At 69.1% G+C, this 14,913-nt stretch carries 16 protein-coding genes; 7 read left to right on the top strand and 9 right to left on the bottom strand.

The features are described 5' to 3' along the window. Positions 1-52: 52 nt before the first annotated feature. Together AC1VM9_RS11695 and AC1VM9_RS11690 are read right to left on the bottom strand one after the other, a co-directional pair. A complete protein-coding gene (locus AC1VM9_RS11695) occupies positions 53-637 on the bottom strand; it encodes a class I SAM-dependent methyltransferase (RefSeq protein ID WP_483122763.1) in 585 nt (194 codons plus the stop codon). Next, a complete protein-coding gene (locus AC1VM9_RS11690) occupies positions 624-1,103 on the bottom strand; it encodes a GtrA family protein (protein WP_483122762.1) in 480 nt (159 codons plus the stop codon). The genes AC1VM9_RS11695 and AC1VM9_RS11690 overlap by 14 nt, the downstream gene beginning before the upstream one ends. A 179-nt stretch (positions 1,104-1,282) precedes the next feature. Between AC1VM9_RS11690 and AC1VM9_RS11685 the strand changes: the two genes are divergently transcribed. Further along, a complete protein-coding gene (locus tag AC1VM9_RS11685) occupies positions 1,283-2,524 on the top strand; it encodes a hypothetical protein (protein ID WP_483122761.1) in 1,242 nt (413 codons plus the stop codon). Here AC1VM9_RS11685 and AC1VM9_RS11680 read toward each other — a convergent pair. The 6 genes from AC1VM9_RS11680 to AC1VM9_RS11655 all read right to left on the bottom strand — a co-directional run bounded on the left by AC1VM9_RS11680 (position 2,479) and on the right by AC1VM9_RS11655 (position 8,448). Then, positions 2,479-4,428, bottom strand: coding sequence for a hypothetical protein (locus tag AC1VM9_RS11680; RefSeq protein ID WP_483122759.1), 1,950 nt, complete (start codon positions 4,426-4,428; stop codon positions 2,479-2,481). The two genes, AC1VM9_RS11685 and AC1VM9_RS11680, sit on opposite strands and share 46 nt — an antisense overlap. A gap of 38 nt (positions 4,429-4,466) precedes the next feature. Next, positions 4,467-5,060 (bottom strand): class I SAM-dependent methyltransferase, encoded by a 594-nt coding sequence (locus AC1VM9_RS11675; RefSeq protein ID WP_483122758.1) that lies wholly within the window; start codon positions 5,058-5,060, stop codon positions 4,467-4,469. An 82-nt stretch (positions 5,061-5,142) separates the two neighbouring features. Then, a complete protein-coding gene (locus tag AC1VM9_RS11670; RefSeq protein WP_483122757.1) occupies positions 5,143-6,165 on the bottom strand; it encodes an NAD-dependent epimerase/dehydratase family protein in 1,023 nt (340 codons plus the stop codon). Continuing rightward, entirely contained in the window at positions 6,162-6,917 is a 756-nt protein-coding gene (locus AC1VM9_RS11665) for a glycosyltransferase (protein WP_483122756.1), read from the bottom strand. Before AC1VM9_RS11665 ends, AC1VM9_RS11670 begins: the two co-directional genes overlap by 4 nt. Beyond that, entirely contained in the window at positions 6,914-8,095 is a 1,182-nt protein-coding gene (locus tag AC1VM9_RS11660; RefSeq protein ID WP_483122754.1) for a nucleotide sugar dehydrogenase, read from the bottom strand. The genes AC1VM9_RS11665 and AC1VM9_RS11660 overlap by 4 nt, the downstream gene beginning before the upstream one ends. A gap of 113 nt (positions 8,096-8,208) precedes the next feature. After that, positions 8,209-8,448 (bottom strand): hypothetical protein, encoded by a 240-nt coding sequence (locus AC1VM9_RS11655; RefSeq protein ID WP_483122753.1) that lies wholly within the window; start codon positions 8,446-8,448, stop codon positions 8,209-8,211. A 290-nt stretch (positions 8,449-8,738) separates the two neighbouring features. On the opposite strand from AC1VM9_RS11655, the gene nhaA reads away from it, so the two are divergent. The 6 genes from nhaA to AC1VM9_RS11625 all read left to right on the top strand — a co-directional run bounded on the left by nhaA (position 8,739) and on the right by AC1VM9_RS11625 (position 14,603). Further along, on the top strand, positions 8,739-10,097 hold the full coding sequence (gene nhaA / locus AC1VM9_RS11650; protein ID WP_483122752.1) for a Na+/H+ antiporter NhaA: 1,359 nt from the start codon (positions 8,739-8,741) through the stop codon (positions 10,095-10,097). A gap of 100 nt (positions 10,098-10,197) precedes the next feature. Further along, entirely contained in the window at positions 10,198-10,704 is a 507-nt protein-coding gene (locus AC1VM9_RS11645) for a phage holin family protein (protein ID WP_483122750.1), read from the top strand. A gap of 19 nt (positions 10,705-10,723) precedes the next feature. Further along, complete coding sequence (locus tag AC1VM9_RS11640; protein WP_483122749.1) at positions 10,724-11,635, top strand: alpha/beta fold hydrolase; 912 nt, start codon at positions 10,724-10,726, stop codon at positions 11,633-11,635. Continuing rightward, complete coding sequence (locus AC1VM9_RS11635; RefSeq protein WP_481345100.1) at positions 11,614-12,465, top strand: serine hydrolase; 852 nt, start codon at positions 11,614-11,616, stop codon at positions 12,463-12,465. The genes AC1VM9_RS11640 and AC1VM9_RS11635 overlap by 22 nt, the downstream gene beginning before the upstream one ends. A gap of 75 nt (positions 12,466-12,540) precedes the next feature. Further along, on the top strand, positions 12,541-13,971 hold the full coding sequence (locus AC1VM9_RS11630) for a sensor histidine kinase (protein ID WP_481345101.1): 1,431 nt from the start codon (positions 12,541-12,543) through the stop codon (positions 13,969-13,971). Beyond that, entirely contained in the window at positions 13,968-14,603 is a 636-nt protein-coding gene (locus AC1VM9_RS11625) for a response regulator (protein WP_481345102.1), read from the top strand. Before AC1VM9_RS11630 ends, AC1VM9_RS11625 begins: the two co-directional genes overlap by 4 nt. On the opposite strand, the gene AC1VM9_RS11620 is transcribed toward AC1VM9_RS11625, so the two are convergent. Further along, positions 14,581-14,880: a DUF6907 domain-containing protein gene (locus AC1VM9_RS11620; protein ID WP_483122748.1), complete on the bottom strand. Its 300-nt coding sequence runs from the start codon at positions 14,878-14,880 to the stop codon at positions 14,581-14,583. The genes AC1VM9_RS11625 and AC1VM9_RS11620 overlap by 23 nt on opposite strands. Positions 14,881-14,913: the final 33 nt, after the last annotated feature.

Below are 14,913 nucleotides of genomic sequence, written 5' to 3'. Positions count from 1 at the left end.
ACCTCGGGGCCGGAGGCCGTCCCGCGGTCGTCCCGCACGTCGAGCCGACGAGTCAAGCCGTGGCGCGAACGCAGAACTCGTTGTAGGTGAACCACGTCCCGAAGCGTCGCGGGAGCGGGAAGCTGAAGTCGCTGACGTCACGCAGACCGACCGTGGCGAGCAGGCGCGACAGTGCCCGGGCGTCGGCGAACCAGACGTGTGTCGGGTCGCTCGCGAAGCCACGCTCCTGCGGACAGACCACGAAGACCTTGCCCCCCGGCTTGAGGTAGGGCAGGTAGGACCTGAGAAGCGCCTCGGCCTCGGTCTCGCTCATGTGCTCGAGAACGTGGGCCACGAGAAGTGAGTCGAACGTCCCCCGCAGGCCGGCAGCGGCCTCTTCGAGCTCGGCCACCGTCCGCGCGTCGAGGCCCTGCGACCGCGCAGTCCGCACTGCCGTCGTGTTGTGGTCCACGCCGACGGACCCCGCCTCGAGATGCTGCAGGTTCCGGCCGATCCCGCAGCCGACGTCGAGCGTCCGCCCGAGCTTCTGCCGCTTGAGGTTGAGGACGTACGGCAGCTGGACCGGCAGGACCCGCTTCCACCATCGACCCTGGGCGCTGACCAGTCGTGCGGCGTACGCCGGGTCACTCGTGTCCACGCGGGGCCGACCTCCTGAACGAGAAGCGGCTGTGGCCCAGCCAGCTGTAGCAGGCGCTCACGACGATGAGACAACCCTGGGACAGCACCACGGGTAGGTGGAGTGTCTCCACGGCGAAGGTCAGCAGGGCCGCGTTCACACCCAGGTTGGTCAGGTGCACGAGCTCAAAGCGCCACAGGTCGTGGAGCACCTGCCCGCGCACCCCGAAGACCAGCCGCCGATGGCTCGCGAAACCGATGAGGACCGTCACCACGTGGGTCGCGACGACCGCCCACAGGTAGTCCCACCGTCCGGTGAACAGGTGCTGGAAGAGGACGAAGACGCCGAACGCCATGAGGGCGTTCGCCCCACCGTTGAGCAGGAACCGGACCCGCTTGTCCTCGAGCAGAGCACGCACCAGTCCGAGTGGGCCACCGATACCCGGGCGCGCGGGTGCGGAGGCGAGCGCGACGTCTGTCTGCGCCATGCGTCTCCCTCCCGAAGCGCGGACCGGCGGTCCTTGTCCGACTACGACAGGATGCAACACCGACGGTCGTTGCCGGAGCGGAACGGTCAAAGCCGACGCGATGGGCTGGGTCCAGAAATGTCGTGGGGGCAGGCGAGGAACAACTACGGTGCTCGTGGACCCACGGTGATCGGAGCAGCGTGACGGCGAAGACGAATGCGCACCAGCGGTCGCGCGGCCGCGCACAGGTTGCCCTGCTACTCGTCGGGTACACCGCCCTTCGAGCGCTCAACCTGGTCGAGATCTGGATCGCCTCGCACAGCCAGGCGGCGAGCGGGCCGCCGACCCCCATGGGCAGTCCGACCCAGTACTTCGTCCACACCGCGACCCCCGCGTCACCCGGGCTCCTCGGCGTCCTGACGAACTGGGACGGGCAGTGGTACGAGCGCATCGCGGTCGACGGCTATCCGTCGGGCGTCGACGTGCGTTCCCCGAACGACGCGTGGGCGTGGGCCTTTCCTCCGGCCTTCCCCATCGCGACACGTGCCGTGATGGCGGCTACCGGCACACACTTCGTGGCGTCTGCGGTGACGCTCAACCTTGTACTCGGCGCGATCGCGACCCTGCTGGTCTTCCACCTCTTCCGAAGGGTGGTTGGTGACTCGACCGCCGTGCTGGCAGCCCTGCTCGTCAACGCCTTCCCGTCGGCGCCCATCTTCATGCTCGCGTTCAGCGAGCCGATGGCGCTGGCCCTTCTCCTCGGCGTCCTGCTGGCCGTCGTGCGCCACCGCCACTGGCTGACGATCCCGTTGGTGGCCGCCCTTGCCCTGACGCGCCCCGTGGCCGCACCCCTCGCGGCCGTCATGGTGCTGCACTGGTGGACGCACCGGCGTTCCACCTACGGACGCGAGGGCACCCGCGCGCGTGTCGCGATCGGGGCCGCCACCGTGCTTTGCGTCGCCTCCCCCTGGCTCTGGGGTTTCCTCTCCTCCGCCCTCGGGGCGCCATCGACGCCGACCTCAGGTGCCGACCGGACGGCATCGATCGTCCGGGCGTTCGACTTCGGGTGGTTCGGCGCCATCGAGCGAGCCGCGGGTCCTGTCGTCCTGGCGCTGTTCGTCGCGCTCGTGACCTCTACCCTCGCGCTCACCGCGATGAGCGCGCGACGGCTCGGCCTGCCCGGCGAGCTCATCGCCTGGGGCGTGTCCTACATCGCCTTCGTCCTGCTCGTGACGCCCCTGCACCCGGCGATGCTGCGCTATCTGCTGCTGGCTGCACCCTTCCTGGTCGCACTGCCGCTGCGCCTGGTCGAGCTCCCGCGCCCTGTCCGGGTCCTGGCCCTGCTTCTCGTTGCCGCGGGATCCCTGTGGCTCCAGTGGTTCTGGATCCGTTACGTCTACATCCTCGACCCGGCACCCGCGCTGCTGCCCTTCGCGGCCTGATCGCCAAGTCGTTGGTTTGGCCGCGGACCGTCGGCGGTCTCGCCCAACGGTGGTCTGCTCGCGCTCGAGCCGTTGGGCTGGTCCGCGGCTGAGATCGTCGCCCACGAAACCGAGACTGTGTCCTGCCACATGGCCGGCATCTGGGACCAAACCTTCACACGCACGACGGGATCTGAGACGGCGTTCGGGTGTTCGAAGAGGGACACGAGGTTGGACGTTGTGTCGAGTAGCGGTGACACGAGCGCTCCAGCGCGAGCCATTCCGGCGGGAAGCCGATAGGTCTCCGTCCGACCTGATGCCAGTTCAACGGTGATGCGCAGCGGCTCCGACTTGTAGACGGTCAGGGCGAGCTGTCCCAAGGCGCTCGGTCGCGCATCTACGCTGAGGAACAGCGGACCAGTGCCCGGGGCCACGACCCACTCCCCCAAACGGGATGGGTACGACGTCGCCGCCGCGAACGTCGATGCAGGCTCGGCGGGAAGGCGACGTCTGAGCCACACCGCCTCGTCGTCTGACCCTGCGACCGCGTACTCGCGCAACAGCGTCGGGTAACTGGGTCCGTCGTCCAGGCCTGGTAGCCGTTCGTCGATGGTGCCCGGACTCCATCGAATGAGCGTGGGCGCATGGGGGCCGGAAAGGTGCAAGACGTTGATGCCTGCCAGCGCGGGACTGTAAGCGGCATAACTCTGGAACACCGGCCGTGGACTCCACTCGAGCCCCGATGCGACGGCAGAAGCCTGGTCCCACGTATATGCGTCGACCGGCCCTCCCGATCCTGGCATCGCCTCCGGGCGCATGGCGGCAAGCGCCGCCGCAAACTGGGCAGGCAGGGCCGGTTTGTGCCCGAAGCTTCTCTCCACCGCGGATGTCCATCCACTGAGAGTCTCGACCTGGTGCGCGGGCAGGCTGAGCGCCCCGGCCGCGACCCCATACACCGCCGCGGTCCCCAGCCAGGTCGCGGAGGCTCCCGCCAGTACCGCTCCCCCTCTGCGACGGTCACCAGACACCCACACGAGCACGAGCAGGACCGCCAGAGCCGCCGGCACCGTGAGGACGTGGACGTCTGCTCGCACGTAGCCGAGCTTGGCGATCAGGATCACCGTGACTACGAGCATCACCAGGAGTGCCCAGCGCGCGGTGCCACTGACGATGGCGCGTGCGATGATCCATGCCGCACCAAGCCCCACAGCAAGGCTGATGACGAACGGCGCGAGATCGTGTTCCAGGGAGCCGGCCTGCATCGCCTCGGTGTAGCCGAGCGAGAACTCCAGAGTGTTCGTCAGGTAGGCACGAAAGAATCGCAGATCCTGCCCGAAGGACAACCACCCGATGACACACGTGACCGCTGTACCCAAGATTGCGATCGCCGCGGCGGCCCACCGGGCCTGTGCCAGCAGTCCCACAGACACCGAGGCGATGGCCACTCCCGCAGGCACCGCCATGGACCCCTTGGCCAGGAGGGGGACCGAAATGGTGAGACCGAACGCGAGAGGGCCCGCGACGCGCGTCCAACCCTGTCGGAACGGCACCAGGACGCCCAAGACACCCAAGGCGGGCGCCACGAGAACGAGTGCCTCTCGCTGACCCACTCCGAGCATCACGACGGCGACGAGCAGGCGCGCCGAGACCGGCCGCACGCCGGCCGCCAGCGCAACCGCGACGCCGGCACCGAGCAGCACACTCCACAGAAGGACGAGGCCGTAGATGCTCGGATGGTACTGGCCCGTCACGACGCTCGCCGCAGGGCCGTAGGTGAAAACGACGTCGCGGCCGAACTGAAGGCCCCGTGACACCGCTTCGTTGATCGACAGCTGCCACACCGGATCGAGCTCTGCCGTCGGCATCGTCGGCGAGAGTGGCACAAAGGCGACCACCACCAGCAGTCCGGCGAGAAGGGTCGCCAAGGGCCTCAGGCGGGAGAACCCGGCATCTCGCAGCCTCGTCATCTCGAAGCGACAGCGAACATCTGCTTGCCGAGCAGCCGCCACACCGGTTTGGCCCGCAGGTAGGCCCTGACGGACCATGCCGTCACCGGAAGTCGGGACCCACGGACGGTATAGGGCAGGTATCGCGGAACCATCCGTTCGACGGTGAACCCACTGAGCGACAGCGCCTCGGCGAGGCTGTGCTGGGTCAGTGCCAGACGGTGGTCCAGATAGTCCCAATAGGCGCCGGGCAGGTTACGGATGTTCGGCATGAGCACGACGATCGTGCCGCCCGGCCGAAGCACTCGATGGGCCTCGGCGAGAGTCGCCAGGAGGGCATCCGTGGTCGGGAGGTGCTCGAAGAAGTTGGATGTGAACACCGTGTCAACCTCCCCATCGCGCAAGGCGGACAAGTCGTCCGACGCGGTCTGGAGGAACTCGACACCTGGGCCTGCGAAGAAGCGCGTGTCCGGGTTCAGATCCACGGCGATCCGGCGTCGTGCCTGGATCGCGTTGCTGAACTCGCAGTAACCCGCGCCGAGGTCCAGCACCGTCCCATCGGTGGGCACGTACTGCTGGAATTCGTTCTCGCAGAGCGCACTCCACAACACGACCTTGTCGCGGAGCTTCCCGCTCCGAGAAGCGGGCCTCATACGTCGCCTTCAAGTAGTCGGCGTCCATGGGTCCTCCCACTCAGAGGATTCCCGACGCTATGGCGTCGCGGATCCACGGAATCGTCTCGTCGAGCATCTCGCTCAATGTCGTGGTGGCCCGGAAACCGAGCACCTGTCGCGCCTTGTCGACGGACGGCACGCGCTTCTGGACGTCATGCTCGAAGGCCTCGTCGTGGACGAGCCTCAGGGGCCGGTCGCCATGAAGCTTGGTCCAGACCGCCTGAGCCAGCTCGGCGACGGTCGTCCCTACGGGCGTCGACAGGTTGAAGTCCTGGTTGACTGCGTCAGGGTGATCGACAGCAGTGACGATCCCTCGAGCAAGGTCGCCGCCGTAGGTGTAGTGACGGACCTGCGAACCGTCACCGAGGACGTGAAGCGGGTCCTGACCCTTGAGCACCTTCTGGACGAGGTCCGGCACGACGTGGCTCATCGCGAGAGGTACGTTGCCGGACAAGACCTCCAGGTCCCCGAGGGCTCGACGCTCTCCTACCCCCACGCAGTTGAACGGTCTCAGAATGGTGAACGGCAGCCCGTACTGATCCCATGCCGCTTGTGCGAAGTACTCCACCGCCAGCTTCTGGAAGCCGTAGCTCGAGCGTGGCGGTGGGACGACCCGCTGGTCTCCCTCCACCGACGGCCAGCGGTCGGTCGACTCGAACACCATCGACGACGACAAGTACGTGACCTTTTGGAGGGGTCCACCATCGCGACGCACGGCGATCGCGGCGTCGCACGTCGACGCCATGATGCGCTCGTTCTGAGCGAGAAGGTCGTACGCGTACTTGTGAAAGTAGGTGATACCTCCGATGAGCGCCGCGCCTGCTACGACGTGGTCGACATCCATCATGAGCTTGTACATCAGGTCGGTGTCCTGCACGTCCCCCTCGACGAACCTGTAGCGGTCATGCCCGTCATAGGAGTGCCGGACGGGCCCGTACTTGGAGTAGTTGTCGATTCCGACGACATCCCATCCCTGCCTGAGAAGCTCCTCCACGAGGTATCCACCGATGAAACCGGCAGATCCCGTCACCAACACCTTCATCGCGTGCCTCTCACCTTGGGACTGACGTGCGAGCCGATACTTCCCGCATCGAGCGCAGGGCCGAAGGCGAAGCGATACCAGTAGAGGTACTTGGGCAGCCACGCGCGAATCTTGAAGTTCGAGGAGCCAGCCTCCCTATCGAGCCAGATGGTCGGCACCTCGGCGACCGGGCGGCGCGCCCGCCGCGCCTTCGAGACCAGCTCGATGCCGATTTCGAAACCGTTGCGGGAGTCGATGCCGACCTCGCGGGCGAATGCGGCGTCGTACGCCTTGAAGGCGTTCGTCACGTCGCGGGTGCCCACTCGCGCGAACAAGTTGAGACTGCGGCCAGCGGTCTCGGACATCAGCCGTTTACCGAGCGGACCACCTCGTTGGGCACCACCGGGCATGTACCGCGAGGCCGCTGCGACCACAAATCCGCGTTCCACGAGTCGCACCAGGTCGTCGATCACCCGCACGTCGTCAGACCCGTCCGCCATGGTCACGACAACGCATGGGGCCGTTGCATGGTCGATCCCGTACCGGATGGCGTTCGCGGGACCGCGTCCGTAGTCCTGAACGACGACCTTGGCGTGTGGCATACCGGCGAGCACTTCACGGGCGGCCTCGATCGTCGTGTCCTCGGCGGAGTCCACCACCACGAGAATCTCGTGCGGGAGCGAGACGGCGTCGTCTATCCGGGTCAACGCCACGGCAATTGACTGATGCTCATTGAAGGCCGGCAGGACGATCGTCGCGCGCGGGGGCTTCATACGAGCGTCCCGTGGCCTTGGAGATCCCAGACGTCCACAACTGGTTTCTCCGTGAACATGGACTTGTACTCCGGATGGGGAGCACCGATGACGAGGAGGTCGGCCTCCTCCAGTACGGTTTCAAGAGGCAGGAGGCATGGGTCACTGGTGACGTAGGGGTCCGTCGTCAGAACCGCCCTCGTGCGGAACCTCAACGTTCGCTTCAGCTTGTACGACAGGCTGGACCGCACGTCGTCCGACCCGGCCTTGAACGACATGCCCAGGATGCCGACCGTCATGTTCTCGAGGTCGTATCGCGCCGCCATGCGGTCGACGACGTACAACGGCATTCCCTCATTCACCAGCATCGCGGAGTGCCCCAGGCCGAACGTGTTCTTCGCGAATGCTGACAGCTGCATCGCGTCCTTGAACAAGCACGGGCCCGCTGCGAAGCCGGGTCCGGGCAGGTCCGCCGCTCGTGGATAGTCGAAAGTGATCGCCTCACGAATGCGCGCGAAGTCGAGACCGGCGTCGTTCGCCATCTCCCAGAACTGGTTCGCCGCGGCGAACTTGATGTAGCGCCAGGTGTTCGTGAAGAGCTTGGCGAGCTCGGCTTCCTCGGGGCTCACAACCATGCATTGCACTCCGAGGCGGTCGAAGACCGCGGTGGCTCGCCCGGCACCGTCATCGGTCGACGCACCGACGATCTGGGGGAGCGTCCGCAGCTCCCGCAGAGCGTGACCCTCAAGGATGCGCTCGGGGCAGAACACCACGGGGGCCCTCACGCCACGTTCCTCGAGCATGCGACCAACCGAGCGTGTGACACCCGGGTAGATGGTGCTGCGCAGCATCACCAGCTGGTCGTCGTGGAGGTGTGGCAGGCACTCCTCGATGGCAGCCACGACTGCGTTTGGGTCAGGGTTGAGGTGGTCATCAACCGGTGTGCCGATGACGACGACGACGACGTCGACATCGGCGATGGCGCGGCTGTTCGTCGTGGCGGAGAACGCGCCGGCCGCACGGACGCGAGTCAGAGTGTCGGCTGCGCCTTCCTCGTAGAAGGGCATGACGCCGGCGTTGACCGTGGCGACCGCATCGGCGTCCACGTCAAGGGCGACCACGTGGCAGCCGGCATCGGCCAGAACCAGACCGAGCGGCAGGCCGACGTGGCCGCACCCTCCGACAATACAGATACGCATTCCGCCCCCTCATGGACAAGGGGCGGCCCCCGGGTCGCCCTAGCGCTGGAGTATTGACCAGTGCGCGGCACTACGTACGGAAAATGGCGAAATGTTGCTCTTTCCGGCTGGTGTCAGTGCGACGGCGCAGCTCCGCGCCGGAACCAGCGCGCGCGCCGATGACGGTGCGGCTGCGCGGCCCGGTCGGCCTCGGCGTCGCGGACCTGCTGGAGCATCGTGCGCGGTGTCGGCGGCGGCCAGTCGCGGGCGCGCGGGTCGTTCGTGTCCATGACGAACTCGGTCCAGCCGTATTCGTCGCGGTAACGGAGCTGTCCGTCGCCGATGTAGTACCAGCCTGCAGGCTTCTCACTCATGTGCTCCCCCAAGCCCATGCCGATGTGGTCGTTTGCCCCCTGGAGCAGACGATAGCGCCCAGTTGGCGCGGAAACGTCGGTTGCCCGATTAGTCCGATTTGCCGCGCGCCCAAAGGATTTCGCCCACTCGACGGTGGAGGCGGGCCCACTACGGGGGATGCCGGCGTCCGGCTCGGCGGAGCCTCTGCGGCGTCGGTAGACTCTGTCCCGGTCGTGCGCGCAGGAGCGCGCGGTCACGGTGTGCCGGGAAGTCTGGTCGGCGTCCCTCGTCGTCGACCCCGGAGGCAGCCGTGACGCACGACCGACACACGCCGCAGGACGCACCCGCGCGCACCGCGAGGAGGCGCATCCTCGGACGCGGCACGTGGCGCGATGCCCGCTACGTGGCGGAGGTGCTTCGCCAGGAGACCGTCGGCGGGGCGATCCTGCTGGCGGCGGCCGTGGCGGCGCTGGTCTGGGCGAACAGCCCGTGGCGTGACGGGTACGCGAGCCTGCGCGACACGGTCGTCGGGTGGGGAGGGGTCCACCTGGACCTCAGCCTCGGCACCTGGGCGGCCGACGGCCTGCTCGCCCTGTTCTTCCTCGTCGCCGGCATCGAGCTGAAACGAGAGTTCGTCGCCGGCGACCTGTCGGACCGGCGCAAGGCGGCCCTGCCCATCGCCGCCGCGGCGTGCGGTGTCGCGCTCCCTGCCCTGCTCTATGCAGGGACGGTTCTCCTGATGCTGCGCGGGTCTGACCCAGCGAGCCTCTCGTCGACGCTGCGCGGCTGGGCCATACCGACCGCGACCGACATCGCCTTCGCCCTGGCGGTCCTCGCCGTCATCGGCACCCACCTGCCGAGCGCCCTGCGCTCGTTCCTCCTCACGCTGGCGGTCGTCGACGACCTCATCGCCATCACGATCATCGCCGTCTTCTACACGGAGTCCCTGCAGCCGCTGTGGCTGCTCGCGGCCGTCGTGCCGCTCTCCGTCTGGCGAGTCCTCCTGCAGCGCAAGCTGACCAACCCCGTCGTCCTCGCGGCGCCGGCCCTGTTGGCCTGGGGGTTCGTCCACGCCAGCGGCATCCACGCGACGGTCGCCGGCGTCCTCCTCGGGCTCCTCGTTCCGGTCAACCGCGAGCGGGAGGAGGACCCTGACGTGCAGACCCTCGCCGAGCGGATGGAGCAGAAGCTGCGGCCGTTCTCCACAGGCTTCGCGGTACCGGTCTTCGCCTTCTTCGCTGCCGGCGTCACCGTCGTCGGTGGGGGCCTCACCGCCGCCCTCACCGACGCGGCTGCTGTCGGCGTCGTCGTCGGGCTCGTCGCCGGCAAGGCCGCGGGGGTGCTCGGGGGGACCTGGGCGGTGGCGCGCTTTACCCGCGCCGAGCTGGACCCCGACCTCTCGTGGACGGATGTCCTCGGCCTGTCCGTCCTCGCGGGTGTGGGGTTCACCGTGAGCCTCCTTGTCGGTGAGCTCGCCTTCGGCACCGGATCTGCCCGGGACGAGCACGTCAAGCTCGCCGTTCTCACTGGGAGCCTCATCGCCGCCCTCCTCGCCACGGTGATCCTCCGCTTGCGCAACCGGCACTACCGGATGGTGGCTTTCCGCGAGACCGAGGACCGTGACCGCGACGGCGTGCCGGACGTCTACGCCGAGGACGAGGCTGGCTGAGGCGGCACCTGCGAGGTGGGGTATGGGACCGGGCAGTAGGGTGACAACCGGTAGGGACGCGTCCCGCGTGCACCCCGAGCGAGAGCGAGGAAGAGAGCCGATGAGTATGGACCCCCGGCAGGAGCGGACCCTCGGCCAGCTGGTCGCGTCCGCGACCCAGGACATCTCGAGCCTCATCCGCAGCGAGATCGCTCTGGCCAAGGCGGAGCTGTCGGGTCAGTTCAAGAAGGCCGGCAAGGGTGGCGGGCTGCTCGCGGCCGCCGGTGTCGTCCTCTTCTACTCGGTCTACTTCATCTTCACGACGATCGCCGAGGGCATCCAGGCCCTCGGCCTGCCGCGCTGGCTCAGCTTCCTCATCGTCACGGTCTTCATGCTCATCGTCGCCGGCATCCTCGCGATGCTCGGCATGCGCAGCATGAAGACCGTCAAGCCGACCCCTGCGAAGACCATCGCCAACGCGCAGCTGACGGTTGCGGGGGTCAAGGCCGCGGTCGAGCACCCCGGCACCGTCGTGCCCGCGCCGCGCCCCGAGTGGGACCGCCACGACCTTCCCGCGGCGTCCAGCACCACGTCCACTGCTGCCGTCGACGCCTCGCGCGACGCCTGACCCCAGCCCGAACGGTTCCATGCCAGTCGACGCTGCGTTCGTCAATGTCGATGGACCGTGGGAGCACCGGTACGTCTCGGCGAACGGAGCCCGGTTCCACGTGGCCGAGATCGGCGACGGGCCGCTCGTCCTCCTCCTGCACGGTTTCCCGCAGTTCTGGTACACGTGGCGCCATCAGATGGTGGCCCTCGCCGATGCCGGCTACCGGGCCGCCGCCATGGACCTGCGGGGGTACGGCGGGAGCGACAAGCCCCCGCGCGGCTACGACACGTACATGTCGACTCTCGACGCCGCGAGCGTCGTCCGCGCCCTCGGCGAGAAGCAGGCCGTCGTCGTCGGCCAGGGCCTCGGCGGCTGGATCGCGTGGTCCATGCCGACGTTCCGCCGTGACGTCACCCGTGCCGTCGCGTCGCTGTCGATGCCGCACCCGCGGATCATGCGCCACGCGACGTGGACCGACCGCCGACAACGGCGCGCGTCGGCCTGGATCGCCGGGCTGCAGCGCCCCTTCGTGCCCGAGCGCGAGATGGCCGAGTCGCACGAGTACGTGGGCAACCTGATGCGTGCGTGGGCCTCGCCGTTCGGCGACTTCCCCACGGACGAGGACGTGCGTCGCTACGGCGACGCGATGATGATCCCCTTCGTGGCCCACTCCGCCGCCGAGCACTACCGGTGGCTGGGGCGTTCGTCGGTCCGACCCGACGGGCCGCTGTTCATGCGTCGCGTCCGCCACGCCGTCCGCGTCCCGGTCCTGCAGCTGCAGGGCACCGAGGACGGTTGCGTGCTGCCGGGTCCGACGTACGGCTCCGGTGCGTTCGTCCCCGGCGACTACCGATGCCTCAAGATCGAGGGGGCCGGCCACTTCCTCACCGAGGAGGCGCCGGAGAAGGTCAACGAGGCGCTCCTCTCGTGGCTGGGGTCGCTGGACTGATGGACCTCGAGCTTCCCGACGCCGGCGGGGTCACGTGGTCGGTGTGCCTGCGCGACGCCGACGGCACCCCGCTCGCGGCCGACAACGCGGACTCACCCCTGCGCACGGCGTCGGTGGGCAAGGTGCTGCTCCTCCTCGAGGCCGCTCGCGGCATCGCCGACGGCGACCTGTCCCCCGACGAGCCGCTGACCCGCTCGGTCGACCTCTGGGTCGGCGACTCCGGGCTCTGGCACACCCTCTCCGTCGAGACGCTCCCCCTCGTCGACGTCGCGGCGCTGGTCGGGGCCGTGTCCGACAACCTGGCGACGAACGTCCTGCTCCGACGCGTGGGCCTGGCCGAGGTCGCAGCCCGCGCCACCGCGCTGGGCATGCGGTCGACGGCGCTGCACGACCGCGTCCGCGACGTCCGCTCCGACGAGCACCCGGCCACCCTCTCGACGGGCAGCGCTGCAGAGCTCAGCGACCTCATGACGCGCCTGGCGTCCGGCACCGCGATCGGTCCGGAGCCGGACCGCCTCGTGCGACAGTGGCTCTCGGCCAACGTCGACCAGACGATGGTCGGCTCCGCCCTCGTCGACCAGGCCGGGCTCGATCCCATCGCGCACCACGTGTCCCTGGGCGAGGAGCGCGTCGTCTGGAACAAGACCGGCACCGACGCCGGCGTGCGGGCCGACGTCGGCGGCGTCACCGTCGAGGGTCGCACCGTCACGTGGGCGGCCGTGGCGAACTGGGACCCAGCGGTCGGCACCTCCCTCGACCACCTCACCGTCTGGGCCGTGCTGCGCGGCATGCGCCACGTCGGCGAGCTCGTCCTCGACGCCGTGACCTGAGCTTTTTTACCGTTTTCTGACCCAAGGTGCTCAATCCGCATACCCGCGGCGAACCCCGAACCTAGACTCCGGTCCATGGACCACGAGGGGGGGTCCGGTCGGCGAGGACCGGTCCGTGCGCTGCGCGCGTCGGTGGCACCCACCCTGGCCGGGTGGGCCATCGGCCTCCTCGTCACGGGCGCCATCCTCGGCACGCCGTACCTCCTGTTCGCCTACCACAGCCCGGAGCTGCACCTCGTCCTGGACTGCATCGACAGCGGGATCGCCCTGCTCGTCGCCTACCTCGTCTTCGGACGCTACAGCCGGTCCGGGCGGCTGCAGGACCTCCTGCTCGCCGACGGCCTCTTCCTGCTGGGTATCGCCGGGGTCGGCTTGACCCTCGCGCTGCACCTGCTCGGCGTCGACGACGAACGGATCGGCGTGTGGCTGCCCGTGGCGTTGCGCCTCCTCGGCGCGGTCCTGGTCGTCATCGCGTCGCTGGTTGGTGGGCGCCTGGCCCGCGTCGGTCACGGCCTGGGCTGGATCGCGCCCTGGGTGGCCGTCGTCGCCGCGTCCGCGCTGGCCTGGGCCTGGCGGGGCGTGCTGCCCGCGGCCCTGTCGGAGACCCCGCCTGCATCTGCCCAGCACCCCGTCATCACCGGACACCCGGCGCTGCTCTGGGCCCACGGGCTGACCGCCCTGTGCTTCGCCGTCGCCTCGGTCCTCTTCGCCCGACGCGGACGGCAGGAGCGGGAGGCCGCCGACGAGCTGATCTGGGTGCTCGGCCCGGCCTTCGCGCTGGCCGCGTTCGCACGGCTCAACTACCTCCTCTTCCCCTCCCTCTACAGCGACTGGCTCTACACGGGGGACCTGCTGCGCACGGCCTGTTACGTCGTGCTGCTCCTCGGTGCCGCCCGGGAGATCAGCCACTACTGGACGGCGCAGGCACGGGCAGCGGTCCTCGACGACCGTCGTCGGCTGGCCCGCGAGCTGCACGACGGCGTCATCCAGGAGCTGTCGTACATCCGTCTGGAGAGCTTCCTCGTCGACTCCGACCCCACCGCCCGCGGGCGCATCGTCGACGCGTGCGACCGCGCGCTCGACGAGGCGCGCGCAGCCGTCGACGCCCTGGGCCGCAGCTCCGACGAGCCGCTCGGCTTCGTCCTGCACCGCGCGGCCCGGCAGGTCGCCGAGCGGTACCACGCGACGCTCGAGGTCGAGCTCGACGACTCGGTGCGCGCCGACGCGGACGAGCGCCATGCGCTCGTGCGGATCACCCGCGAGGCCGTGTCGAACGCCATCAGGCACGGTCGGGCCCAGCGCATCCACCTGTGCCTGGCGCGCGACGAGCAGTTTCGTCGGCTGCTCGTCGAGGACGACGGCGCCGGCTTCGACCCGGTGGCCGCCAGGATGCAGTCCACGGGGTACGGCCTGACGAGCATGGAGGAGCGGGCCCGGGGCCTGCACGCGTCGTTCGTCATCGACTCCGCTCCCGGTCGCGGTACGACCGTGGCGGTGACGTGGTGACGCTGCGCGTCGTCATCGCCGACGACCACGCGCGCATGCGCGGACGCGTCCGGGCCGCCCTCGAGGGCGGCGGGTGCGAGGTCGTCGGCGAGGGAGCGACGGCCGAGGACGCGGTGCGCCTGGTGGCCGAGTACCGGCCCGACGTCGCGCTGCTCGACATCCACATGCCCGGCAGCGGGATCCAGGCCGCGCGTGACATCGTGCGGTCCTCGCCCGAGGTGGCGGTCGTCATGCTCACCCAGTCGGCGGAGGACGAGGACCTCTTCGACTCCCTGCGCGCCGGCGCGTCCGGGTACCTGCTCAAGGACACGGACCCCGGCAAGCTGGCCGACCTGCTGCGCGGGGTGCTCACCGGGGAGGCGGCCATGCCGGCCCGGTTGGTGGCCCGGATCATGGACGAGTTCCGGACGCCGTCGAAGCGTCGGTTCGGACGCCCCAGCGTCGCCGCCGCCAAGCTCAGCGCACGCGAGTGGGAGGTCATGCAGCTGCTCAGCGAGGGCCTCAGCACCGAGGACGTCGCCGGGCGCCTCTTCCTGTCGGCGACGACCGTCCGCGTGCACGTCTCGTCCGTGCTGAAGAAGCTGCGGGTCAAGGACCGCGAGAGCGCCTTCAGGCTCCTTCGCGGCGAGTGACGCCCATCCCCTCGTCGACGAGCTGGGTCAGCGCGTCGATGAGCGCGTCGGCCTCGTGCAGCGTGTACTCGTCCGGGCCCACCACGACGTAGGGGCCGTCGGCCTGCTGCGTCGCCGGGTCGATGGTCGTGCACAGGCGCAGCGACGTCCCGCGCACGAGCAGCTCGACGCTCACGTGGATCTGGTCGTCCTCGCCCTGCCGCGTGCCGTGCCGCTGCACGCACCAGGCCGGGCAGTCGGCCGGCCGCGCGGCCTCCGCCGTCGTCGCGGTGGTCATGACATCCCTCTCTCCCAGAGATGCTCGGGTTTG

The organism is Monashia sp. HAY1-11D (assembly GCF_056868035.1).
This window is presented reverse-complemented; position numbering and strand designations above follow the sequence as displayed.